Genomic DNA, 23,854 nt, shown 5'->3' with positions numbered 1-23,854 from the left:
GGGTGGTGCCGGGGGCGGTGGGTGGCGGGATGGAGTCACTGGCACCCACCGCTCCCCGTCACCTCCTCAAATGCCCCGGCCCGAACGCGTCCGGAAGCAGCTCCGACAGCGGGCGAACGCCTGCCGCCGTGTCGACCAGAAGCTCCGGTCCGCCGTGTTCCCAGAGCAGTTGGCGGCAGCGGCCGCACGGGACGAGCAGGTCGCCCGCCCCGTCCACGCAGGTGAAGGCGGTCAGGCGGGGGGCGGGGCCACTGGTGTCGGTCCGGCCCGCGAACAGCTCTGAGATCAGGCCGCATTCGGCGCACAGGGCGAGGCCGTAGGAGGCGTTCTCCACGTTGCAGCCGGTGATGGTGCGGCCGTCGTCCACGAGGGCGGCGGCGCCTACGGGGTAGCCGGAATACGGGGCGTAGGCCCGGGACATCGCGTCCCGGGCCTGCGCGCGCAGTGCGGTCCAGTCGACCGGCACCGGTGGTGTCATGTGCCTTGTCCTCGGCGGTAGGGCTTGCCGTTCGCCTTCGGCGGCCGGAGCCGCTGGGAGAAGAGGGCGAGTACCAGCAGGGTGGCGATGTACGGGCTCGCCTCGACCAGTTCGAGCGGAACGGTGTCGGCCAGGGCGTACCAGATGACCAGGACGGCGGCGGATATGCCGGCGACCACGGCCTGGGTGCGCTTGGCGGCACGCAGCCGGAACAGGGCGAGCACCGCGAGGAGCGCGGCCAGGCCCAGCAGCAGGGCGTGGACGGTCGGTCCGCCGCTGCGCAGCTGCATGGCGTCCATGAAGCCGAACAGGCCCGCTCCCATCGCGACGCCGCCCGGCCGCCAGTTGCCGAAGATCATCGTGGCGAGACCGATGTAGCCACGGCCGCCGGTCTGGCCGTCCTGGTAGAAGTGCACCCCGATGGAGAGGAAGGCACCGCCGAGGCCGGCCAGGGCGCCGGAGACCAGCACCGCCGCGTACTTGTACGAGTAGACGTTGACGCCCAGGGTCTCGGCCGAGATCGGGGCCTCGCCGCAGGATCGCAGTCGCAGTCCGAACGAGGAGCGCCAGAGTACGTAGAAGGTGCCGATGAACAGGGCGACGGTGAGCAGGGTCAGCCAGGAGACGTTGGTGACCGCGGCGCCGAGGATGCCGGCGACGTCGGAGACCAGGAACCAGTGGTGGCCCTCCAGGGCGTTCAGCGCGTCCGACAGGCCGGGGACGGTGAACGTCGGCATGTCGGGCATCGGCGGCGACTGCTTGTCGTTGCCGCCGGCCAGCATGGCCGCGCTGCCCTCCTGGCCGAACCACAGCGTGGCCAGGTACTGGGTGGCACCGAGCGCCAGGATGTTGACCGCGACACCGGAGACGATGTGGTCGACGCCGAAGGTGACAGTGGCGACGGCGTGGATGAGGCCGCCGAGCGCGCCGCCGAGGATGCCGGCCGCGGCCGCCGCCCAGGGGCCGTGCTGCCAGCCGACCCAGCCGGCCGCGAACGAGCCGAGCATCATCATGCCTTCGAGGCCGATGTTGACCACGCCGGCCCGCTCGGACCACAGTCCGCCCAGACCCGCCAGGCCGATCGGCACGGCGGCGCTCAGCGCGGCGCCGAACTGGCCGGTGGAGGTGAGGTCACCCGCGCCGGTGACGGCCCGGAGGACGGAGACGGCGACCAGCCCGACGGCGATGATCAGCAGGATCCACGGGTAGGTCAGCTTGCGCCGGCCACCCTTCCCGGGGACCGCGAGCTTCGTCGCGGTCTTGAGGTCCGTACTCACGCCGACACCTCCGGGTTGTCGCTCTTGTCAGACTTGTCGGTGTTGTTCGTACGGGACAGGGCGGCCAGCTCCTCGCCGACCTTGCGCTGCTGAAGGCTCAGCCCGTAGCGGCGCACGATCTCGTAGGCGATGACCACGCACAGGACGATGACGCCCTGGATGACGCCGACGATTTCCTGGGCGTAGCCCTCGAACTCCAGCCGGGAGCCGGTGCGGTCGAGGAACGCCCACAGCAGGGCGCCGAAGGCCATGCCGATGGGGTGGTTGCGGCCGAGCAGCGCGATGGCGATACCGGTGAAGCCGATACCGGCCGGGAAGTCCGTGCCGTACTGGAAGGACTCGCCGAGCAGGGTGGGCATACCGACCAGACCGGCCGCGGCGCCCGACAGCAGCATGCTGCAAAGGATCATGCGCTTGACGCTGACGCCGCTGGCCTCGGCGGCCGGCTCGGAGGCGCCCACGGCGCGCAGGTCGAAGCCGAAGCGGGTGCGGTTGATCCCGAACCAGTACAGCGCACCGGCCAGGATCGCGATCACCACGAAGCCGAGGACCGGCTTGGGGTGGGTCGGGAAGGAGAAGAAGTGGCTGGACTCCGGCAGGAACTTCGTGTGCAGGAGGTTGCCGTCCTTGATGGCGAGGCGGCCGTCCTGGAGGAAGTAGCCGATGATCGACGCGGCGATGGCGTTCAGCATGATCGTGGTGATCACCTCGCTGACGCCGCGGGTGGTCTTCAGCAGACCCGCGATGCCCGACCAGACGGCGCCGACCAGCATCGCGATGACGATCAGCAGGATGATCTGGAGCGCGCCGGGGAGGGCGATGGCGCCGCCGACCGCCGCGGCCGCGAAGGCCGCGAGGCGGTACTGGCCGTCGACGCCGATGTTGAAGAGGTTCATGCGGAAGCCGATGGCGACCGCCAGCGCCGAAAGGTAGTACGGCACCGCCTTGTTGATGATCCAGACCTGGCTGTCGCTGTAGTGGCCGTAATCGGCCATGATCCCGTAGGCCCGGAAGGGGTTCTCACCGGAGGCGAGGAACACCAGGGACGAGATCACTATCGCGGCGACGATGGCCAGCACGGGCGCGGCGATCGCCAGGATCACCTTGTCACGGGTGGCGCTCTTGGCGATGGCGTCCACGGTGGGGTTCTTGGTGGAGGTGCTCACTGCTCGTCGCCCTCCTGCTCACCGGCGTCCTGCGACGCGCCGTCGTCCGGCGTGCCGTCTTCCGACGCACCCTCTTCCGCAGCGCTGAGGTGGCCTCTGGCGGCACCGGTCATGGCGGAGCCCAACTCCTCCGGGGTGATGACGGCGGGGTCCGCGTCCGCGACCAGCCGGCCCCGGTACATCACCCGCAGGGTGTCGGACAGCCCGATCAGCTCGTCCAGGTCGGCAGAGATCAGCAGCACCGCCAGGCCGTCGCGGCGCGCCTCGCGGATCTGCTCCCAGATCTGCGCCTGCGCGCCGACGTCGACCCCGCGGGTGGGGTGGGCGGCGATCAGCAGCTTGGGGTGGTGGCTCATCTCGCGGCCGACGATCAGCTTCTGCTGGTTGCCGCCGGAGAGCGAGGACGCGGTGACCTCGATGCCGGGGGTGCGCACGTCGTACGCCTCGACGATGCGCTCGGTGTCCTTGCGGGCGCCGGGGATGTCGAGGAGCTTGCCCTTGCTGTTGGGGCGCTCGGTGACATGGCCGAGGATGCGGTTCTCCCACAGCGGGGCTTCCAGCAGCAGGCCGTGGCGGTGGCGGTCCTCGGGGATGTAGCCGATGCCGCCCTCGCGCCGGGCGCGGGTGGAGGCGCCGGACAGGTCCGTGCCGTCCAGGGTGACCGTGCCGTGGTCGGGGCGGCGGGTGCCCATGACGGCCTCGACCAGCTCGGCCTGGCCGTTGCCCTCGACACCCGCGACGCCCAGCACCTCGCCCTTGTGGATGGTGAAGGAGATGCCGTCCAGGACGGTGCGGACCACGCCGTCGGAGTCGGTCGCGGACAGGTGCAGGTCGCTGACGCGGAGCATCTCCTCGTCCGTGACCGTCGATTCGCGGGTCTCGGGGGAGGGCAGTTCGCTGCCGACCATCAGCTCGGCCAGCTGCTTGGGGGTGGTCTCGGACGGTTCGACCGAGGCCACGGTGGTGCCACGGCGGATGACGGTGATGTCGTCGGCGACCGAGAGCACCTCGCCCAGCTTGTGCGAGATGAAGATGACCGTCAGGCCCTCGGACTTGAGCTCACGCAGGTTGTCGAAGAGCGCGTCGACCTCCTGCGGGACGAGGACGGCGGTCGGCTCGTCGAGGATCAGGGTGCGGGCGCCGCGGTAGAGGACCTTGAGGATCTCCACCCGCTGGCGGTCGGCGACGCCGAGGTCCTCGACGAGGACGTCGGGCCGGATGTTCAGCCCGTACGCGTCCGAGAGTTCTTTGATTTTCGCGCGGGCGCCGGCGCCGATGCCGTGCAGCTTCTCCGCGCCGAGAACGGTGTTCTCCAGGACGGTGAGGTTGTCGGCGAGCATGAAGTGCTGGTGCACCATGCCGATGCCGCGGGCGATGGCGTCCGCCGGGGTGTGCAGGGTGACCTGCTCGCCGCCCAGCGCGATGGTGCCCTCGTCCGGCTTCTGCATGCCGTAGAGGATCTTCATCAGGGTGGACTTGCCGGCACCGTTCTCGCCGCACAGGGCGTGAACGGTGCCGCGGCGCACGGTGAGATGGATGTCGTGGTTGGCCACGACGCCGGGGAACCTTTTGGTGATTCCGCGGAGTTCTACAGCGGGGGCGTCCGGGACGGCGGGGCCGCTGCTCGTGGATGCTGCGTTGATGGCGCACTCCCCTCGGGGATGAAGGAGCGGAAAGGACGGAAAGTCAGGGACCGGAAGGTCACAAGGGGGACGGGGGGCTCACCCCCGGGGGTCCGGCGCTGCGGCGCCCCGGGGCGGCGGTGGTCCCGGGCTACGGCGTCTCCTTGACCTTCACCTTGCCCTCGATGATCTTCTTCCGGGCCGCGTCGATCTGCGGCTGGATGTCCTTGATGAACCCGCCCGAGGTGGCCAGCGAGACACCGCTGTGCTTGAGGTCGTAGGAGTGGATGCCGGTCAGCGGCTTCCCCTTCTCGGCGCTCTTGATCAGGTCGAAGACCGCCACATCGACGTTCTTCACGACCGAGGTGAGGATGCGGTTCTTGTAGCGGGCCAGGCCCGGCTGCTGGTACTGGTCCGAGTCCACGCCGATCGCCCAGGCGCCCTTGACCTTGCTGACCGCCTCGATGGTCCCGGCGCCCGACTGCCCGGCCGCCGTGTAGATCACGTCGGTGCCGTTGTCGAGCATGCCGTCGGCCTTGGCCTTGGCGGCGGCCGGGTCGTTGAACCCCTTGTCGTTGTTGGGGTACAGGTACTGCGAGGTGACCTTGGCCTTGGGGTCGGTGTCGCGGACCCCCTGCTCGAAGCCGGCCTGGAACTTCTGGATCAGCGCGTTGTTCACGCCGCCGATGAAGCCCACCTTGTGGTTCTTGCTCTTCAGCGCGGCCGCGACGCCCGCGAGATACGAGCCCTCGTGCTCGGCGAAGACCATCGCGTCGACGTTCTTGCCCTGCGGCACGGCATCCACGACACCGAAGGTGGTGTGCGGGAAGTCCTTGGCCACGTTCTGCACGGACTGGCTGTAGGCGAAGCCTACGCCGATGACCGGGTTGTAGCCGGCCTCGGCGAAGGAGGTGAGCCGCTGCTCGCGGTCCGCCTCGGTCTCGCCGTTCTTGGCAGTGAGCATCTTGACGTTGACGCCCAGCTTCTTGTGCGCGTTCTCCGCACCGCGGGCGGCCGCTTCGTTGAACGAGTGGTCGTCCCGGCCGCCGATGTCGAAGGCCAACCCGACCCCCGCGTGTTTGGCGCGGTTGGCCTCGGCAAAGCTCTGACCGCACGCAGTGGCGGTGAGCGCGAGGCCCGCGGTGGCGGTGGCCGCGGCGGCAATCCTGATGACCCGACGCACGGGGCCTTCCCTTCGCTCTAAGCGCCCCCATTGGCGCTGGCTTGTCGGGAGATTAACGCGCGTAGACCTGGCGCAAAACCCTCCACTGCGTGGACGTTATCGATTCGAGGCGTAGGGCACCCGCGTGCAACACGGGAGGGCGATATGCACGGCCCGTCCCGGCAAGCTGCCGGAACGGGCCGATAGGGGGGTTTACGGGCGAAAGCCGTGAATGCGGACCGCCACCGGGCGACCTCGTGGCCGGTGCGGTCAGTCCGGCAGGTCCCCGTCGAGCAGGGCCGCGCCGGTGAACAGCTCCACCCCCACCTTGATCGCCTGCTCGTCCACATCGAAGTCGCCGCGGTGCAGGTCCCGGTGCACCGGGTCGGCGGGCGGGTGGACACCGAGGCGGGCCATGGCACCGGGGACGTGTTCGAGGTACCAGGAGAAGTCCTCACCGCCGAGGGACTGCTCGGTGTCCTCGATGGCACCCTCCCCGCGCCGGGCGGCCATCGCGGAGTGCAGCAGCTGGACCGTGACCGGCTCGTTGACCACCGGCGGCACCCCGCGGACGTAGGTGATCTGCGACTTCGCCCCGTGCAGCGTGGCGACCTCGTCGATCGCCGCGTGCACCAGGTCCGGGGCGCGCCGCCAGGCGTCGAGATCGAGACAGCGGACGGTGCCGGAGAGTTCGGCGTGCTGCGGGATGACGTTGCAGGCATGGCCGGAGGCGAGCCGGCCCCAGGTGACGGCGAGGCCGGCGCGGGCGTCGACCCGGCGGGAGAGCAGTGCCGGGACGTCCAGGGCGACCCGGGCCGCGGCGGTGACCAGGTCGGTGGTCAGGTGCGGGCGGGCGGTGTGGCCGCCGGGGCCGTCCAGCTCGACCTCCAGCCGGTCGCAGGCCGAGGTGATCGCTCCCGTGCGGAGCCCGATCCGGCCGGCGTCGACGCGCGGGTCGCAGTGGACGGCGAGGATGCGGCCGACGCCCTCCAGTGCGCCGGACTCGATCGCGTCGGGGGCGCCGCCGGGCAGCACCTCCTCGGCGGGCTGGAAGAGCAGCCGGACGGGGCGCGGCAGGGCGCCGGCGTGGGCCAGCTCGGCCAGGACCAGACCGGCGCCGAGGACGACGGTGGTGTGGACGTCGTGGCCGCAGGCGTGGGCGCGGCCGGCGACCGTCGAGGCGTAGTCGACGGTCTTGGTGTCCGGGATGGGCAGGGCGTCGATGTCCGCGCGCAGCGCCAGCAGGGGGCGGTCGGGGGCGGCGGCGACGGCGGTCCCGTCGGCTGTGGCGTCCCGGGTGCCGATGTCACAGACCAGGCCGGTGCCGGTGGCCAGTACCCGGGGCCGCAGACCGGCCCGCTCCAGCCGTTCCTTGATCGCCGCGGTGGTCCGGAACTCCTGGTTGCCCAGTTCCGGATGGCGGTGCAAGTCGCGCCGGAAGGCGCTGAGTTCGGCGCGCAGCGCCTCGGGAAGGGCGCCGGGGAGCTGGTCCCCGGCGGGGGTACGGGCGGCGCTGACCTCTCGGGACATCACGTGGTTCACCCGTGGAAGGTTACGGGCCGGAAGGGGGCAACTGTCCTTCGATCAACAAAAGTTCAGCCCGTTAGGGGAAGAAAATCTAGGCCGCTCGGCGCATGGACGGTTTATGCGACGGGTATGCAGTAGGGCTTCCCGCGCGGCTTCATCCGGCGGCCATCTGCTCGGTGAACGACAGTCGCTGCACGTCGCGGGCGGTCCCGGTGACCCCGTCGAGGAAACCCTGCGCCCGCGGCGAGGCGTTGGCCGTCAGCCACTCCGGATCGATGTCGCAGACCGCGACCTTGACCTCCGTACCCAGCAGCGCCAGCGGCAGGGTGTGCACCACGGTGGAGGGGAAGCTGACGATCAGCCGGCCGATGGGCCCGCGGCGGGCGATCAGTTCGAGCGGCAGATCGGGGCGTACGACCTCCAGGCCGGTCTCGGCCGTGAGGCGGCGCAGCTTTTCGGTGCTCTCCTTGCGGTGCGCGAAGTAGCGGGTGGCGCCGTGCGTACGGGCCAGGGTGCGCACCGCCGCCAGATAGCGGTCGGCGTCCACGACTCCGGTCTCCACCAGCGAGGTGCCGACGATGTCGGCGGCGCGGGTGAGCCGGGGCGGGCCGAAGCGGGCGCGGGTCCAGGCGAACTCGTTGGTGGTGACCTCGACGCCCGGGGGCGCCTCGACCGGCATCGAGCTGAACAGGCCGACGGTGCGCCGGCCGCCCTCGGGCGCCGGGGTGAGCCGGCGCCGCGCGGTGGCGGAGAACGGCGCGAAGACCAGGTCCCGCGCGCCGCGTGCGGCGCCGTTGCGGTGCCAGCGCACCAGCCGTTCGCCACGGGCGAGTTGGGAGATGAACTCCATGGTGGCGGTGCCGTCGTCGACCACGACCAGATCGCGCGCCTTGGTGAGGCTGAGCAGCAGCTGGACGTAGCGGGAGAACGGGTCGCCGATGACGACGCGGCGGGCGCGGCGCAGCCGCGGGGTGAGGCCGCCGATGGTGCGCATCGGCGCGGTCGGACCGCCGCGGGCCTCCTCCCAGCGCACCGTATGGCCTTCGTCGCGGGCGAGTTCGGCCATCCGCCGCAGCTGGCCGCGGGTCATCGGGTCGTGCGGCGAGAGCACGACGACGGTGAGCTCGGTGGCCTGCGCCGTGTGCGCCCACTCCAGGACGTTGAGCAGCTGCACCGGGCTCTCGACGAACGCGAGGGTGTCGCCGTCCGGGCGCGGCTCACCGGAGCGTGCGGTCCGCTTGCGCTGCCGCGGCACCCCCCGGAGACCACGGGCGGGAGAACCCGTGGTCTCCGGGGGCGGAACCTCGGCGCCGGGCGTGCCGGCCACGGCGCGGGTCCCTTCAGGTGAGCTCACCATGGCTCCCGTCGGTTCGTCGGCCGGTCGGTCAGACGGAGGCCGGCTCGGCGGCCTCGGCCTCGGCGACCACACCGGTGACCCGGCGCAGCTTCTTCATCGGGCCGAGCTCGCTCTCGTAGACCTTCTTGACGCCGTCACCGAGGGACTCCTCGATGGTGCGGATGTCGCGGACCAGGCGGGACAGGCCGCCGGGCTCGACGGAGGCGGCCTGGTCGGAGCCCCACATGGCGCGGTCGAGGGTGATGTGGCGCTCGATGAAGGTGGCGCCGAGGGCGACCGCGGCGAGGGTGGTCTGCAGACCGGTCTCGTGGCCGCTGTAGCCGATCGGGACGTTCGGGTACTCGTCCTGAAGGGTGTTGATCATGCGGAGGTTGAGCTCCTCGGCCTTGGCCGGGTAGGTGCTGGTGGCGTGGCACAGCAGGATGTTGTCGCTGCCCAGGACCTCGACGGCGTGCCGGATCTGCTTCGGGGTGGACATGCCGGTGGAGAGGATGACCGTGCGGCCGGTGGCGCGCATGGCGCGCAGCAGCTCGTCGTCGGTGAGCGAGGCGGAGGCGACCTTGTAGCAGGGCACGTCGAACTTCTCCAGGAAGGCGACGGACTCGACGTCCCACGGGGAGGCGAACCACGCGATGCCGCGCTTCTTGCAGTACTCGTCGATGGCGCGGTAGCCGTCCTCGTCGAACTCCACGCGGTGGCGGTAGTCGATGTAGGTCATCCGGCCCCAGGGGGTGTCGCGCTCGATCTCCCACTGGTCGCGCGGGGTGCAGACCTCGGGGGTCCGCTTCTGGAACTTCACCGCGTCACAGCCGGCGTCGGCGGCGGCGTCGATCAGCGCGAACGCGTTCTCCAGGTCGCCGTTGTGGTTGATGCCGATCTCGCCGGTGACGTAGACGGGGCGGCCGGGGCCGGCCTCGCGGGAGCCGAGGGTGCGGAGGCGGGAGTTGCTGCTCATGGGGAGTTCCTTCGCGTTGATAAGGGGGTGTGTGGGGGTGGGGTCTGGGTGGGTTACAGGGACGGGCCCAGGAGCCAGCCGGCGATCTCGCGGATCGCGCCACTGCCGCCGGGGGTCGCGGTGACCGCGCGAGCGGCGCCGCGCACCACGTCGTGGGCGCCTGCGACCGCCACGGGCCAGCCGACGAGGTCGAAGCACGGGAGGTCGTTGACGTCGTTGCCGACGTAGAGCACGCGCTCGGGCGCGATGCCGGCTTCCTCGCACCACTGCTTGAGGGCGAGGTCCTTGCGGTCGATGCCGTGCAGGACGGGCACCTGCAGCTTGCGGGCCCGTGCGGCGACGACCGGGTTGGTCTCCGAGGACAGGATCAGCAGCTTCAGCTCCGCCTTGCGCAGCGCGGCGATGCCGAGGCCGTCGCCGCGGTGGACCGCGACGATCTCCCGTCCGTCGGCGTCGATCAGCACCCGGTCGTCGGTCTGGGTGCCGTCGAAGTCGAGGACGACGGCGTCGATGTCGTCGCGGGCCGGCAGGGCGCCGGGGCGCGGGGCGTCCAGCAGCGGCGCCAGCGCGCGGGCGCGGGCCAGGTCGTGCGGGTCGTCGACCTCCAGCACCCGGGCCGGGTCGGTGCGGACGAGTTCGGTACGGCCGAAGAAGCGGTGGCCGCTGGTGCGGAAGCCGGCCGCGTCCATGGCGTAGGCGGCGCCGGTCTCCAGCAGGTCCTGGGGGCGGTCCTGGCGGCGCGGCCGGAAGGACTTGTCGTGGTTGACGCCGAAGCCGCCGTCGGCGGCGCCCTCGACCTCCGCCTCGCCGTCGCGCCAGACGAAGCCGTGGAAGGGGGCGACGGTCAGCGCGCTGTCGGCGCCGCCCTCGACGACCGCGGCGGCCACGCCGTCGATGTCCTCGCGGTCGAGGAACGGGCTGGTGCACTGGACCAGCAGCACCGTGTCGACCGGGGCGCCCTGCTCGGCCTCGTAGGCGTCCATGGCGTGCAGCACGGCGGCCTCGCTGGTGGCGGTGTCGCCCGCGATGTCGCCGGGGCGCCGTATGACGACCGCGCCGGCGCCGCGGGCCGCGGCGGCGATCCCGGCGTCGTCGGTGGACACCACGACATCGGTGATCAGGCGGGCGGCCCGGCATTCCCGGACCGCGCGGGCCACCAGGGGCACTCCCCCGACGGCGGCGAGGTTCTTGGCGGGCACGCCCTTCGATCCGCCGCGGGCGGGGATGACGGCCACCACGGTCGGCGGGCTGCTCTGCGGGTTCGGCGGCATGTCGGGCTCCTTCCGGGAGCTGGCCGGGGTGGTCACAGCTGCCCCCAGCGGCGGATGGCGGGGGCGACGCGCTGGACGCCGTGGCGGTAGGCGCCGCGGGCGGCCTCACGGACCGTCTCGCGGGCGACCCGGCGCAGTCCGCCGGTCTCCTCCGGGGCGTCCGCGTGGCCGGCCAGCGGCTCGCCGTGCGGGTCCAGGCCGTGCCGGGCGAGGATGCCCGGGAGGTAGCCGGGGGCGGTGCGGGCTGTGTAGTAGGGGGTGAGCGGCGGCAGCCGGTCGGCGTCGCGCAGCGCGGTGACGCGGGCACGGGCCGTGTCGAAGGCCTGCTCGTAGTCGCCGTCGGCGGCGACACCCTGGCGGGCGAGCCACCGCGGGTCCGGTTCCGGGCGGTGTCCGGCGTCCAGTTCGTCCCAGGAAGCCAGGCAGCCGGAGCCGAGGAAGTGGTGGTTGCCGTGGACCTCGCGGATGCCGAGGTCGGTGAGGACGGCGGTGGGGATGCCGCGGTGCAGGGACTCCAGGGCGGCGGTCGAGCTGACCGTCACCATCAGGTCGGTGCGGTCCAGGACCTCGCCCATGTTGCCGTACACCAGGCGGCAGTTGGCGGGCAGTCCGCCGGGGATCTTGGCGGCGAGCTTCTGGTAGGGCAGTTCCTCGATGTGGGTGGTGTGCTCGCCCGGCTTGCTGCGGAGCTTGATCAGCACCTCCCGGTCCGGGTGCTTGCGGGCGTGCTGCACGGCCCGGCGCAGCAGGTAGCTGCGGTCGGCGCGGCTCTCCGGGACGGAGGGCTGGGCGGCGAACACCACGGTGTAGGGGGTGTGCGCGCCGGTGTAGCGGTCGCCGCCGAGGAACGGCAGGGCGCACTCCACGACGCTGCCGTCGTCGGCGCCGACCCCGCGGTAGACCTCGCGGAACCGGTCCGCGTCGTGCCGGGAGTTGGCGAGGACGACATCCGCGCCGTGCCGCAGCAGCAGCCCGTCGGCGAGCTTCTCGTAGACGACGCCGACATAGCCGGTGACGACGACGGGGCGGGAGTCCGCACCGCGCCAGGCGCGGGCCAGGCCGTGCAGCATGGCCTGCACCGCACCGCCGACACAGGCGAGCACGACGACGTCGTAGCGCGTACCGTCGGCGGAGCGGACGCTGTCCTTCATCCGCTCCAGGAAGTCCACGCCCCTGATTTCGCGCAGCGAGTCCGCACGGGCGCCGACCTCGTCGAGCTGGCGGACCGTGGGAGTGGCGCGGCCGCGGAGGAGGTAACCGTCGAGCCGGATGTCCGATTGGATTCGGTACGCTGTCAAAGCGCCCCATTTCCACCGGGTATCCGAGTCGGCAAGTACGGCGACCCGCGGCGAAGAGTAGGTACGTGATGGCACGTCCAAGACGCTAGGAAGGGATTCCGTTGGACGGGCCAACTGGGCCGCAACAAAGGGTTAACAGCGGGTCGACTAATGGCGAACCGGCCCGATAAGCGGCCTGGTTAACCATCCCGCCATTCTTCGTTCACCTTGAGGTCCGCACCCGGTAAAGACGAATGACGGCTGCACCCCTAACGTCACGAGGGTGGTTAAGCTCTCCGTCATCGTGCCGTTCTACAACGTGCAGACATATGCGCCCGACACCCTGAAAAGCCTGGCGGCCAATGCCCGTGAGGACTTTGAATTCCTGCTCGTCGACGACTGTTCGCGCGACGAGACCCCGGAGATCCTCGCGCGCGCCGAGCGCGAGCTGCCGGGCGCCAGGCTGCTGCGGCACGCCCAGAACGGCGGCCTGGCCACCGCCCGCAACACCGGCCTGGACGAGGCCCGCGGCGAATACGTCACCTTCCTGGACGGCGACGACTGGCTCGCCCCCGGTTATTACGCCGAACTCCTCTCCACCATGGAGGAGTTGGGATGTGACTTCGTCCGCACCGACCATGTCCAGTGCACCGCCCGCGCGCGCACCGTCCACCGGGTCCCGCACGGCCGGCGCGGGGTGGTGATGGACCCGCGCGAGGTGATCCTGCCCGCCGACCGCTCCACCTCGGTCGACTACGCGTACGCCTGGGCCGGGATGTACCACCGCCGGCTGCTGGACGACGGGGTGCTGCATTTCCGGGACGGACTGCGCACCGCGGAGGACCGCCCGTGGATCTGGCGGCTGCACCGCGAGGCGAAGTCCATGGCGGTGGTCGGACTGCTCGGTGTTTTCTACCGGCGCGGCGTGGCCTCGTCACTGACGCAGATCGGTGACGTGCGGCAATTGGATTTCATCCGTGCCTTCGATCAGGTGATCGAGGAAACGGCGCAGGACCGCGATGCCGCACTTCTTCTGCCGAAAGCCGTGCGCACCTATTGCGCGATCATTTCCCACCACCTCGGTTCGATCGAACGTTTCGAGCCGCAGGTCGCCCGTAAATTGCGAACGATGAGCGCCGCGGCCATGAAACGCATGCCGCAGGACGTACTGAAGGAAGCCCTGGATTCGATGGATGTGCAGCGTGCGTCCCGGCTGCGGCGGCTGCGCCGCCGCCCGGCACCGGCGGAGGTCGCCGCCTGATGTCCACCCGACCCCGCACCCAGATCTTCATGGCGTCGACGCTCTACGGCGCGGCGACGCTCGCCGCGGCGCTGGACGCCGACTGCTTCGCCCCGGCCGAGCGGCGGCTGCTGCTGCTCAGCAACAACGCCACGACCCCGGAGACCACCGCGTCGCTGGACACCATGCCCGGCTTCGAGCGGCTGCGCGGCCGCTTCGACCGGGTGCTGTCGTGGAACGAGACGATCAGCCCGTTCCACCCCGGCGGCTGGTCGCCGCGCTCCGACGACGTCCCGCTGTGGGAGCGGCATCTGCGGCTGCTGTGGGGCCTGGGCGACGACCGCGTCGAGCTGGTCGTGGAGTCCATCCAGGTCAACCCGGCGCTGGCGCTCGCCCAGCTGTTCCCGGACGCGCCGATCGACGTCTACGCCGACGGCCTGATGAGCTACGGCCCCACCCGCAACAAGCTCGATCCGCTGATCGGCACCCGGATCGGCCGGCTGCTGCACCTGGACCTGGTGCCGGGCCTGACGCCGCTGCTGCTCACCGAGTTCGAGGTCGCGCCGCAGACCGTGCCGACCGACGCCTTCACCAAGGTGCTGGCCGAACTCTCCGACGCCAGTGGCGAGGTGGCGGTCCCGGAGGGCGGCGCGCTGCTGCTCGGCCAGTACCTCTCCGCGCTGGGCATCCTCACGCCCGAGGAGGAAGAGGAACTGCATGTGCGGATGGTGCGCGGTGCGGTCGAGCGCGGCCACCGCGAGATCGTCTTCAAGCCGCACCCGTCCGCACCGGCCCGCTGGTCGCGGCTGCTTGAGCGGGAGGCCGGGAAGCTGGAGATCTCGCTGACCGTGCTGGACAGCCCGGTGCTGGCCGAGGTGCTCTACCAGCGGATGCGGCCCGCGCTGGTCGTCGGCTGCTTCTCCACCGCGCTGCTGACGGCCGCCACCTTCTACGGGCTGCCGACGGCGCGCACCGGCACCGGGCTGCTGCTGGAGCGGCTGACGCCGTACCAGAACAGCAACCGGATGCCGGTCACGATCGTGGACGCGCTGGTGCCCGACCTGGCTGACCGCAGCGAGCAGCCCCGGGCCCTGATCTCCGCCGAAAGCGTCGAGGGCCTGGTCAGCGCGGTCGGCTATGCGATGCAGCACCAGATCTATCCGCAGCTGCGGCCGTCCGCCGAGCGCTATCTCGCGGCCCATCTCGATCCGTACACCCGGCGCTACTTCAAGCGCCGCCGGCTGACCGCGCTGGCGCTGCCCGGGGCGATCCCGTCGCAGCTGTCGTTCATTCCGCGCAACGCCACCGTCCGCCGGGTCGCGCGCCGGGCGCGTGCGGTGCAGCGGCGGCTGAAGAAGCGGGCCGCGTTCGGATGACCGCCCCGCAGCTGACGACCGGCGCGCCGCCCGCCGCGCCGGATCTCGTCACGACCGCACCGCAGCCCGCGATACGGGGGCGCAGCCGCGGCAGTGCGTCGCGGCTGCGCGCCCTCGACGGGCTGCGGCTGCTCGCCGCCCTGATGGTCGCCGCGTACCACTACGGGGGGCGCAGCGGGGAGATATCCCAGGCCTGGGGAGGCTCCCCGGCCCACCAATTCCCCACCGCGGCACCGCTGTTCGCCTACGGCTGCCTGGGCGTCCAGATCTTCTTCGTGATCAGCGGCTTCGTGATCTGCCTCAGCGGCTGGGGGCGGACCCTGCGGGCCTTCATCGCCTCGCGGGTCTCCCGGCTCTATCCGGCGTACTGGGCCGCGATCCTGCTGATCACCGCGGTCTTCGCGCTCCCCTGGGTCGCCTACAAGGCGCTGCCGCCCAGCGAGGTGCTGGCCAATCTGACCATGCTGCAGCAGCCGTTGGGCGTGGACCGGGTGCTGGGCGTGTGCTGGACGCTCTGGGCGGAGATGCGTTTCTACGCGCTCTTCGCGCTCTGCGTCGTCCTGCCCGGCGCCACCCGCCGCCGGGTCGTGCTCTTCTGCGCCGGCTGGACGCTGGCCGCCGCCCTCGCCCAGGCCGCTCACGAGCCCTTCCTCGACACCGTCCTGATGCCCGAGTACGCCCCGTTCTTCATCGGCGGCATCGGGCTGTACCTGCTGCACCGCTACGGCACCCGCGACCCGATCGCCTGGGCGATCGTGCTGGTCAGCTGGCTGATCGGGCAGCACTACGCGGTCGCCGGCCTCTGGCACCCGTCGTCGGTGCAGGCTTTCTCCTACCGCTCGACGGCAGTCATCATCGCCATCGTCACCCTCGGCTTCGCGCTGGTCGCGGCGGTCGCCCTGGGCAGGCTGCAGTGGGCGAACTGGCGCTGGCTGACCGTCGCCGGCGCGCTGACCTACCCCTTCTACCTCGTCCACGAGCATCTGGGCTGGGTCGTGATACGGGCCCTGCACCACAGCGCCCGGCTGCCCTCGTACGCGACGCTGGTGCTGACCGTCGCCCTGATGCTGCTGCTCGCCTGGCTGCTGCACCGCCTGATAGAGCGCCCGCTCACCCCCGTCCTGAAACGGGCGGTCGACCCGCGGCGCTGACCACCGGACGGGTCGACGCCGCGCTTCCGGGCACCGGACGGGGCGTCAACTCGCCTGCTCCGGGCCGACGGTGACCTCGATTCCCGCGATGATGATCCGCAGCCCGGCCTCGAAGTTCCGGTCCATGTCGCCGAACATCTCCTCGCCGGCCATCGCCGCGAGGGGATAGCCCACGCCGATCTTCTCCGAGCGCAGCTCCATGTCGTAGGCCGGGTCGCGGTGCTCCGGGGCAACGGGGTCCGGGTGGATCGACTGCTCCTCGATCACCAGGCCGACGGTGAAGTTGTAGAGCGTCAACCAGGCCTGGACCGCCTGGCGCAGGGTGAAGCCCGCCCCGGTGAGGTGGGTGAGGAGATTCTCCAGCGGCCGGGCGTAGCTCTCGTCGGTCATCCGGGTACCGCTGAAGACCTTGCCGCCGTCGCGGTAGCCGAGGAGTTCGCGGCGCAGACCCCGGCCGGCCTCGCGGAGGGTGTCCTGCCAGGGGCGGCCGGCAGCGGTCAGCTCACCCCCCTCCCACGCGAGCGACACGGCCAACTGCCGGAACATCGCGGTGGCCATCTCGTCGATGAGCTCCTGCTTGTTCTTGAAATGCCAGTAGAGCGCGGGCGCCTGGACGTTCAGCTCCTTGGCGATGCGTCGCAGGGTGAGCCCTTCGAGGCCGACCTCGTTCAGCAGCCGGAGAGCGGCGTCGACGACCTGCCGCCGGTCGATTCGCGAAACCATGTTGACAACTTAACACCGTTAAGCGCATCCTCGGAAGCATGGAACTTAACAACGTTAAGGACGCCGCCGGTGTTACGCACGACCTGCCCACGACCGTCGACGTACTGATCGCCGGCGCCGGCCCCACCGGCCTCGCCCTCGGAATCGACCTCGCCCGGCGCGGACTGCGCGCCCTGCTCGTCGAACGGCAGGACCGTCTCTCACAAGGCGCCCGCGGCACCGGACTTCAGCCGCGCACCCTGGAGGTCTTCGACGACCTCGGCGTGCTCGCGGCCATGGAGGCGGCCGGCGGCCGCTACCCGGACATCGCCCTCTGGGAGAACGGCCGGATCGCCGAGACCGGCGTGATGATCGAGCGGGTCGACCCGACACCCGCCGTGCCGTACGCCAACGCCCTGATGGTGCCGCAGTTCCGCAACCAGGAACTTCTGCACGCCCGGCTCCGGGAGCTGGGCGGCGAGGTGCTCTTCGGCACCGAACTCACCGCGTTCTCCCAGGACCCGGAGGGCGTGACGGCCCGTCTGCGCGGCGCCGGCGGGGCGGAGCGCGAGGTGCGCGCCGCCTATCTGGTCGCCGCCGACGGCGGGCGCAGCACCGTACGCCGGGCGCTGGGCATCGAGATGAACGGCCCGTCGCTGCCGGAGGGCGCCGCCGTGCTCGCCGACGTCCGGGTGGACGGCCTGGACCGGGACCACTGGCACCGCTGGATCCTGCCGAACCAAGGTTTCGTCTCCATGCTCCCGCTCCCCGCCGCCGGCTTCTTCCAGTGCCTCCTCGTCACCAACTCGACGGACACCTCGCCCGAGGCGGTCCGCGCCGAACTCGCGGCGCGCACCCACCTCGACGCCGGGCAGATCGGCGAGGTCCTGTGGTCCTCGCTCTACCGCCCCCGGGCGGGCATGGCCGACGCCTACCGGGACGGCCGGGTCTTCCTGGCCGGCGACGCCGCGCACGTCCACTCCCCAGCAGGCGGCCAGGGCCTCAACACCAGCGTCCAGGACGCCTACAACCTCGGCTGGAAGCTCGGCCAGGTGCTGCGGTACGGCGCCCCCGAGAGCCTGCTCGACAGCTACGAGACCGAGCGCCGCCCGATCGCCGCCCGCATCCTCGACACCAGCACCCGGCTGCACGTCTCCGGCTCACTGCGCCGCGGCCGCGATCTGCACCAACTCGACATCGGCTACCCCGACAGCCCGCTGAGCCGGGAGCTGCGCCCGGACGCCGCCGAGGGTGTACCCCGCGCGGGCGACCGCGCCCCCGACGCCCCCTGCACCACGGCCGACGGCCACCCCACCCGGCTCTTCGACGTCTTCCGCGGCCCGCACTTCACCCTGCTCACCCTCGGCACGACCGACCTCGACGACACCGCGCTGCCGGCCGATGCGGCCCTGCTGCGGACCGTCCGCGTCGGCGGCCCCGCCCCCGATCTGCTCGACACCGACGGCCATATCCGCGACGCCTACGGCAGCGCCCCCGCCGTCCTCCTCATCCGCCCCGACGGCTGTCTCGCCCTCGCGGCACCGGCCGAGGGCGCCACGGCCGCCGTGCTCGCCGCACTGGCGGACTTCGCCGGCACCGCCGTGCCCCAGCCGGCCGGCTGACCCGGCTGCCCCCATGCGCACGAGGCCGTACCAGCGGAACTTCCGCTCGTACGGCCTCGTGCCGGGGACGGGCGCCTGAGGGGGGTGGGGGCGCCCGGGGCGGTGACCCGCCCGGAAGGTACAGCGGTCCGACGGACCGGGTCCCGGAAGGGTTCCGCCCCGGGACCTTGAAGACAGGCCCTGAGCGCGTGTTTCGGTCCCCGCCCGGTGATCCGGACTTCGGCCTCTGGCTTGACGGCCAATGTGCTGGTCAACCGGCTGCATCGCACTGGGGCGCAGCTTCTGGAGCTCGATGAGGGCGAGACCTTCCCGGGGCAGTCGGCCGCGTCCGGGCCGAGGTGTCCGTGAGCGAGGTCCAGCAGAGCATGCACGACGTCCGTATCGCCATCGGCAACGCGGAGGAAGAGGAAGAAGAGGAGTGCGGGAGGGTCAACCGAGACGCAGGCCAAAGGGATGGCAACGCGATTTCGCGTGGGTGACCGGTGCCTCTGTGCGCGGCTATCAGCCGCGGCCGGGGCACACCCCCGCTTCCCACGCCCAGGCCGCGATCTCAACACGGTTGCGGGCGGCGAGTTTGCGCTGGATGTTGCCCAGGTGGGTCTTGACCGTGGAGGGGGTGACGTAGAGCTCGGCCGCCACTTCTTCGTTGGTGTATCCACGGGCGACCAGGCGGACGACGTCGAGTTCGCGCTGGGTGAGGGGGTCGGTGAGCCTGGTGGTCGCGCGGGCAGCGGGGCGGAAGCCGGCGTTCTCTTGCGGGGGCGGTGCCATGTGCTGCAGGAGGCGAACGGTGATGGAGGGGGAGATAAGGGAGTTGCCGGCGGCCGCTGCGCGTACGGCTTCGGCGAGGAGGGTGGGCGCGCCGTCTTTGAGGAGGAAGCCGCAGGCGCCGTTGCGCAGGGCCCGGTAAACGTATTCGTCGAGGTCGAAGGTGGTGGCGATCAGGACGTTGAGCGGATCGGGAACGTCGGGGCCGGCCAGCAGGCGGGTGGCTTCCAGACCGTCGAGTCCGGGCATGCGGATGTCGAGGAGGCAGACGCCAGGGCGGAGTCTGCGGGCCGCTTCCACGGCGTCGGTGCCGTTGGCGGCCTCGGCGACAACGTCCATGTCCGGCTGGGCGCTGAGGATCATACGGAAGGCCGAGCGGACCATGTCTTGGTCGTCGGCGATCAGGACCGAGATCTTCATGGCGTCATGGTCGCAGAGGTGGTGGGGCTGCCGGTTGCCTGGTCAATGGGCGGCTCACCGGGGGTGAGGGAGGGGAGGGGGATGCCGGCGATGACCTCCCAGCCGGGGCAGCCGGGTCGGGGGCCCGCGGTGAAGTGACCGCCGAGGGCCTCGACGCGTTCGGAGAGTCCGATGAGGCCGTAGCCGTGCTGTCGGCCGGGCGTGGGCTGTCCGGTGGCGCCGGCGCCGCGCCGGTCCGTCTCCGGACGGTCGTACGCGCCGGTCCGGGTGCGGTGCGCCGTTCTCCCGGCGGTCCGGCCGTCGTTGGTGACCGAGACGTCCAGTAGGCCGGGGTCGTCGGCCCGGAGCCGGATGTCCACGGTGACGTGTGCGGCGGTGTCGGCGTACTTGCGGATGTTGGTGAGCGATTCCTGCACCAGACGGTGCACGGTGATGTTGACCTCGGGCGGGAGGGATAGTTCCGCGAGCCGGGGGTCGAGGGTGAGCCGGGCCGACTGCCCCGCGGCCGAGAAGGTCTCGACGAGGTCACGCACGCGTGTGAGGTCGCCTCCGGTGCGGGTGGCGGCCGGATCCCCCGGGGTGCGCAGCATGGAGACCATGCCGCGCATCGACTCCATCGCCTGTGAACCGGCCTTTTCGATCCCGGCGAGCACCCCGTCCAGGTCTGTGGGGGCCAGCGCCTGGCCGGCCGAGGTGACGTAGCGGGCTGCCTTGGCCTGCGTGACGATCGCGGTGACATGGTGGGCCACGAAGTCGTGGAGCTCCCGGGCGTGCTCCAACCGCTCGGCCTGGCGGGCGGCCTGCTCAGCGAGCTTCCACTCGCGGTCGCGCAGTATGTCGACGCGACGCAGATAGAGGCCCAGCATGACCATCAGCACGAGGGCGAAGAGGAGCACCGGCACCTCGATGGCCAACACCTTGCTGGACTCGGTTACCGGAATCCGTAGGAGCAGCAGCAAGGCGGCCACGCTTGCCGCGGATCCCAGAGCGATGACCCGCAGCAGCGACTGAAGGCGCACCGTACGGGCGATCATCAGCAGCAGCGCGCACAGTTCCGCCAGCCCCGGCGTGTTCTCGGGCCGCAGGTGCTGGGGCAGCTGCAGCTCGGCCACTGACAGTGCGAGGGACGCCGCCACGGCGCAGCCGACGGCGAGGGGGAAGCGCGCAGGCCGTACGAACAGAACCACCACGCACAGTCCACCGGTCACGGTGGTGGCGGCCGCCGTGGGGACGAAACCGGTGTTGAGCCCCTCTGCGACGAGCAGGGCGAGGACGAGGACACCCGCCAGCAGGAACAGGGCCTGATACGTGCGGGAGCGGCCCCGGAAAGGGTGCGTCATGCCACCTCACGTTACGGCGTATCCGGCGGGCCGTCTCGGCCCTTCGGCCGATGCGCGCAGAGCGGACCGTTCGGCATTCCGGTTGATCCGCGGCGGCCCCCTCCCGACGGATGATCGAGCTGCGGGACGGGGCCGAGTCGGCCGTTCCCCAGCTCACCTTTTCTGTCCGGATGAAGTGGAGCCATTCGCCATGTCACAGCACGTTGGGGAGCAGCCCCCAGGGCGCGGGCCGCACTCGCTGATAGCGCAGGCGGGCCCCCGGGGCACCGCTCCCGTGGCGGCCTCGGCCACGCCGGACCGCGTTCCCGCGCAGCGCCGTGCGGAGCGCTGGATGTTCCTCATCGAAGCCGCCCGCGACATGCGCACCACCGGAGCCATCGCCCCCAGCAGTGCGGCGCTGGCCCGCGCCCTGACCGAACCGGTGCGCGCCCGGGCGGGACGACCGCTGAACGTCCTGGAAGCGGGCGCCGGGACGGGAGCGGTCACCCGCGCTCTGATCCCGCAGCTGCCCTCGGACAGTCACCTGGATGTCGCCGAGGCCAACCCTCGCTTCGCTGCCCGGCTCCACCGCCTCGCCACCCCCCACCCGCACCTGCCCGAGCACGGGAAACAGGTCCGTATCCACACCCGGCGCGTCGAGGAGCTGGACACCGACCGCCGCTACGACGTCATCGTCTCCGGCCTGCCCTTCGCCAACTTCACCCGCCACAACGTCGAGACGATCATGGACCGGTACCTGGAGCTGCTGCACCCCGGGGGCACTCTGACGTACTTCGCCTACCTGGGCGCCCCGCTGGCCCGCGGTCTTCTGACGTCGCGGGCCCAGGCCCTCCGCCAGCGGGCCGTCGAAGACCTGCTGACTGACTACCAGCACCGGTGCACCACCGGTTTCCGGACCGTGTGGGGCAACCTGCCCCCGGCCAAGGTCTGGCAACTCACCCAGGCCCCACACACAGTGGCCCGCCCGAACCACGCGACGGCCGGTGCCGGCCAGTGAACGCACTGACCGGTGCCCTGGGCCATGTGCCGCCCCTCGGCGCCTACGCCATCGTGGCCGCGGCGGTCCTGGCCGAATCCGTTCTGTTGATCGGAGCGTTCATTCCCACGCTCACCCTGCTTCTCACCGCGGGCGCGCTGGCACGCACCGGGCAGTTGCACCTTCCTGCGCTGATCGCGACCGCCTCGTGCGCCGTCTTCGCAGGTGATCTCCTCGCACACCGCACCGGGCACATGCTCGGCGCGCGCCTGCGCACCGGCCGCTTCGGCCGCCGCCTTCCAGCAGCCGCCTGGCAGCGCACCGAGACCTTGATGGCCCGCTGCGGGGGACAGGCCGTCTTCCTGGCCCGCTTCCTTCCAGTGATCCGCACCCTCACCCCGCACCTCGCCGGCGCCACCCGCCTGCCGTACCACCGCATCGCCCCCTACAGCGCCCTGGCGGCCCCGCTGTGGGCCGCCGCCGAAGCCGGCGCCGGATACACCGCCACCGCCTCCCTCCAGCGCGCCCTCGCCCTCGGCGGCCCCGCATTCGCCGCGAGCGCGGTGGCAGCAGCAGGGACCGCGCTGGTCTGGACGAAACTCCGCCGCAAACAGGCTCCGGCCAACAGCCCTCGCGTCACCAGCACCAGTCTTCTGACCGACCCGCCTGTACCTGCTCGTTCTCATAAGGAGCTGCGTCCGAGCCGGACATGACAGGCAGCTTCCGGCGCCTGCGCAACCACCGGTCGGCTAAAGAACCAGCGACAGCAGCAGCACGCAGACGATCCCGACGACCGAGATCAGCGTCTCCATCACCGACCAGGTCTTCAGGGTCTGCCCGACGTTCATCCCGAAGTACTCCTTGACCAGCCAGAACCCGGCGTCGTTGACATGGCTGAAGAAGAGCGACCCGGAGCCGATCGCCAGGACCAGCAGCGCGGTATGAGGGGTGCTCATCTCCGCAGCGAGCGGGGCGACCAGGCCGGCGGCGGAGATGGTGGCGACGGTCGCGGAGCCGGTGGCCAGCCGGATGGTGACGGCGATCAGCCAGGCCAGCAGCAGCGCCGAAATGTGCCAGCCCTTGGAGAGGTCCAGGATCATCTGGCCGACACCGGCGTCCACCAGCGTCTGCTTGAAGCCGCCGCCCGCACCGACGATCAGCAGCACCCCGGCGATCGGCCCGAGCGACTTCTCGACCGTGGCGGCGATCCGCCCCCGGGTGAACCCGGCCGCCCGGCCGAGCGTGAACATCCCGACGAGGACGGCGGTGAGCAGCGCGATCAGCGGCGAGCCGATGACGTCGAAGAGCCGCTGGACCGGGTGTTCGGGGTCGTCGACGACGATGTCCACCAGCGCCTTGGCCAGCATCATCACCACCGGCAGCAGCACGGTGGCGACCGTGACCCCGAAGCCCGGCCGCTTCTCCAGGTCGTCGGTGGTGCGCTCGGGCACCAGGTTCTCCGGCGGCCGGATGTCGACCCAGCGGGCCGCGTAACGGGAGAAGAGCGGGCCGGCGACGATCGCGGTCGGGACGGCGACGACCACGCCGAGCACGAGCGTGACACCGAGGTTCGCGCCGACCGCGTCGATCGCCGCGAGCGGGCCGGGGTGCGGGGGTATCAGCCCGTGCATGACGGACAGTCCGGCCAGCGCCGGGATGCCGATCCGCATCAGCGAGAAGTTGCCTCGCCTGGCGACCAGCAGCACCACCGGGACCAGCAGCACGATGCCGACCTCGAAGAAGATCGGCAGCCCGACGATCCCGGCGATCAGCACCATCGCCCAAGGCATCGCGCCCCGGCCCGCCTTGGCCAGGATCGTGTCGACGATCCGGTCCGCACCGCCGGAGTCGGCGAGCAGCCGCCCGAGGACGGCACCGAGCGCGATCAGTACGCCGGTGCCCGCGACCGTCGTGCCCAGCCCCGCCTGGAAGCTGGCGATCGTCTTGTCGAGCGGTGCGCCGGCCACCGCGCCGAGCACCAGCGAGCCGATGATCAGCGACAGAAAGGCATGCAGCTTGAACTTGGTGATCAGCAGAACGATGACGGCGATGCCGGCCAGGACGGCGATGCCCAGCTGCGCGTGACCGGCCGTGGTGATCGGCTCGGCCGCGTCCGCTGCGAGCATCTCGACGCTGAGATGTGTCACGGCGACTCCCTTGGTTGGAC

The 23,854-nt window shown here is 71.3% G+C and carries 20 protein-coding genes; 6 read left to right on the top strand and 14 right to left on the bottom strand.

The genetic code is table 11. The annotated features are described in order from the left end of the window. Positions 1-58 precede the first annotated feature (58 nt). The 10 genes from ACFW5B_RS22315 to ACFW5B_RS22270 all read right to left on the bottom strand — a co-directional run bounded on the left by ACFW5B_RS22315 (position 59) and on the right by ACFW5B_RS22270 (position 12,188). Positions 59-478, bottom strand: coding sequence for a cytidine deaminase (locus ACFW5B_RS22315; protein ID WP_386442214.1), 420 nt, complete (start codon positions 476-478; stop codon positions 59-61). Then, positions 475-1,755, bottom strand: coding sequence for an ABC transporter permease (locus ACFW5B_RS22310; RefSeq protein ID WP_386442211.1), 1,281 nt, complete (start codon positions 1,753-1,755; stop codon positions 475-477). The genes ACFW5B_RS22315 and ACFW5B_RS22310 overlap by 4 nt, the downstream gene beginning before the upstream one ends. Then, positions 1,752-2,894 (bottom strand): ABC transporter permease, encoded by a 1,143-nt coding sequence (locus ACFW5B_RS22305; RefSeq protein WP_386442340.1) that lies wholly within the window; start codon positions 2,892-2,894, stop codon positions 1,752-1,754. The genes ACFW5B_RS22310 and ACFW5B_RS22305 overlap by 4 nt, the downstream gene beginning before the upstream one ends. 23 nt (positions 2,895-2,917) lie before the next feature. Then, complete coding sequence (locus tag ACFW5B_RS22300) at positions 2,918-4,474, bottom strand: ABC transporter ATP-binding protein (protein ID WP_386442208.1); 1,557 nt, start codon at positions 4,472-4,474, stop codon at positions 2,918-2,920. Between the two features lie 220 nt (positions 4,475-4,694). Next, complete coding sequence (locus ACFW5B_RS22295) at positions 4,695-5,726, bottom strand: BMP family protein (RefSeq protein ID WP_386442205.1); 1,032 nt, start codon at positions 5,724-5,726, stop codon at positions 4,695-4,697. Positions 5,727-5,975: 249 nt separating this feature from the next. Continuing rightward, positions 5,976-7,235, bottom strand: a complete 1,260-nt coding sequence (locus tag ACFW5B_RS22290) for an amidohydrolase (protein ID WP_386442337.1) — start codon at positions 7,233-7,235, stop codon at positions 5,976-5,978. Between the two features lie 151 nt (positions 7,236-7,386). Beyond that, positions 7,387-8,589: a hypothetical protein gene (locus ACFW5B_RS22285; RefSeq protein WP_386442202.1), complete on the bottom strand. Its 1,203-nt coding sequence runs from the start codon at positions 8,587-8,589 to the stop codon at positions 7,387-7,389. A 28-nt stretch (positions 8,590-8,617) separates the two neighbouring features. Beyond that, entirely contained in the window at positions 8,618-9,544 is a 927-nt protein-coding gene (locus ACFW5B_RS22280) for an N-acetylneuraminate synthase family protein (RefSeq protein WP_386442199.1), read from the bottom strand. A gap of 53 nt (positions 9,545-9,597) precedes the next feature. Continuing rightward, a complete protein-coding gene (locus tag ACFW5B_RS22275; protein ID WP_386442196.1) occupies positions 9,598-10,815 on the bottom strand; it encodes a cytidylyltransferase domain-containing protein in 1,218 nt (405 codons plus the stop codon). A gap of 32 nt (positions 10,816-10,847) precedes the next feature. Continuing rightward, positions 10,848-12,188, bottom strand: coding sequence for a DUF6716 putative glycosyltransferase (locus tag ACFW5B_RS22270; protein WP_386442193.1), 1,341 nt, complete (start codon positions 12,186-12,188; stop codon positions 10,848-10,850). A gap of 187 nt (positions 12,189-12,375) precedes the next feature. Here ACFW5B_RS22270 and ACFW5B_RS22265 point away from each other — a divergent pair, with 187 nt between their 5' ends. The 3 genes from ACFW5B_RS22265 to ACFW5B_RS22255 are packed head-to-tail and all read left to right on the top strand — an operon-like array spanning position 12,376 to position 15,859. After that, on the top strand, positions 12,376-13,353 hold the full coding sequence (locus tag ACFW5B_RS22265) for a glycosyltransferase family 2 protein (protein ID WP_386442190.1): 978 nt from the start codon (positions 12,376-12,378) through the stop codon (positions 13,351-13,353). After that, positions 13,353-14,708 (top strand): alpha-2,8-polysialyltransferase family protein, encoded by a 1,356-nt coding sequence (locus tag ACFW5B_RS22260; protein ID WP_386442187.1) that lies wholly within the window; start codon positions 13,353-13,355, stop codon positions 14,706-14,708. Before ACFW5B_RS22265 ends, ACFW5B_RS22260 begins: the two co-directional genes overlap by 1 nt. Beyond that, positions 14,705-15,859 (top strand): acyltransferase family protein, encoded by a 1,155-nt coding sequence (locus ACFW5B_RS22255; protein WP_386442184.1) that lies wholly within the window; start codon positions 14,705-14,707, stop codon positions 15,857-15,859. Before ACFW5B_RS22260 ends, ACFW5B_RS22255 begins: the two co-directional genes overlap by 4 nt. A 45-nt stretch (positions 15,860-15,904) precedes the next feature. Here the strand turns inward: ACFW5B_RS22255 and ACFW5B_RS22250 are convergent, their stop codons facing one another. Beyond that, entirely contained in the window at positions 15,905-16,582 is a 678-nt protein-coding gene (locus ACFW5B_RS22250; protein ID WP_386442181.1) for a TetR/AcrR family transcriptional regulator C-terminal domain-containing protein, read from the bottom strand. 38 nt (positions 16,583-16,620) lie between these two features. Between ACFW5B_RS22250 and ACFW5B_RS22245 the strand changes: the two genes are divergently transcribed. Beyond that, entirely contained in the window at positions 16,621-18,183 is a 1,563-nt protein-coding gene (locus ACFW5B_RS22245; protein WP_386442179.1) for an FAD-dependent monooxygenase, read from the top strand. 501 nt (positions 18,184-18,684) lie between these two features. On the opposite strand, the gene ACFW5B_RS22240 is transcribed toward ACFW5B_RS22245, so the two are convergent. Then, complete coding sequence (locus ACFW5B_RS22240) at positions 18,685-19,371, bottom strand: response regulator (RefSeq protein WP_386442176.1); 687 nt, start codon at positions 19,369-19,371, stop codon at positions 18,685-18,687. Beyond that, positions 19,368-20,711 carry a sensor histidine kinase gene (locus tag ACFW5B_RS22235; RefSeq protein ID WP_386442173.1) on the bottom strand — a complete coding sequence of 448 codons (1,344 nt, stop codon included), beginning with the start codon at positions 20,709-20,711 and terminating at the stop codon, positions 19,368-19,370. Before ACFW5B_RS22235 ends, ACFW5B_RS22240 begins: the two co-directional genes overlap by 4 nt. Before the next feature lie 331 nt (positions 20,712-21,042). Here ACFW5B_RS22235 and ACFW5B_RS22230 point away from each other — a divergent pair, with 331 nt between their 5' ends. Both ACFW5B_RS22230 and ACFW5B_RS22225 read left to right on the top strand, forming a co-directional pair. Continuing rightward, entirely contained in the window at positions 21,043-21,708 is a 666-nt protein-coding gene (locus ACFW5B_RS22230) for a class I SAM-dependent methyltransferase (RefSeq protein ID WP_386442334.1), read from the top strand. Next, entirely contained in the window at positions 21,705-22,400 is a 696-nt protein-coding gene (locus ACFW5B_RS22225) for a DedA family protein (protein ID WP_386442170.1), read from the top strand. The genes ACFW5B_RS22230 and ACFW5B_RS22225 overlap by 4 nt, the downstream gene beginning before the upstream one ends. 36 nt (positions 22,401-22,436) lie before the next feature. Here the strand turns inward: ACFW5B_RS22225 and ACFW5B_RS22220 are convergent, their stop codons facing one another. Next, entirely contained in the window at positions 22,437-23,834 is a 1,398-nt protein-coding gene (locus tag ACFW5B_RS22220; protein ID WP_386442167.1) for a gluconate:H+ symporter, read from the bottom strand. Positions 23,835-23,854 lie beyond the last annotated feature (20 nt).

The organism is Streptomyces sp. NPDC058773 (assembly GCF_042746015.1).
Taxonomy (GTDB): Bacteria; Actinomycetota; Actinomycetes; order Streptomycetales; family Streptomycetaceae; genus Streptomyces.
The sequence above is the reverse complement of the archived record's forward strand: the minus strand, read 5'-3'. Positions and strand labels throughout refer to the sequence as shown.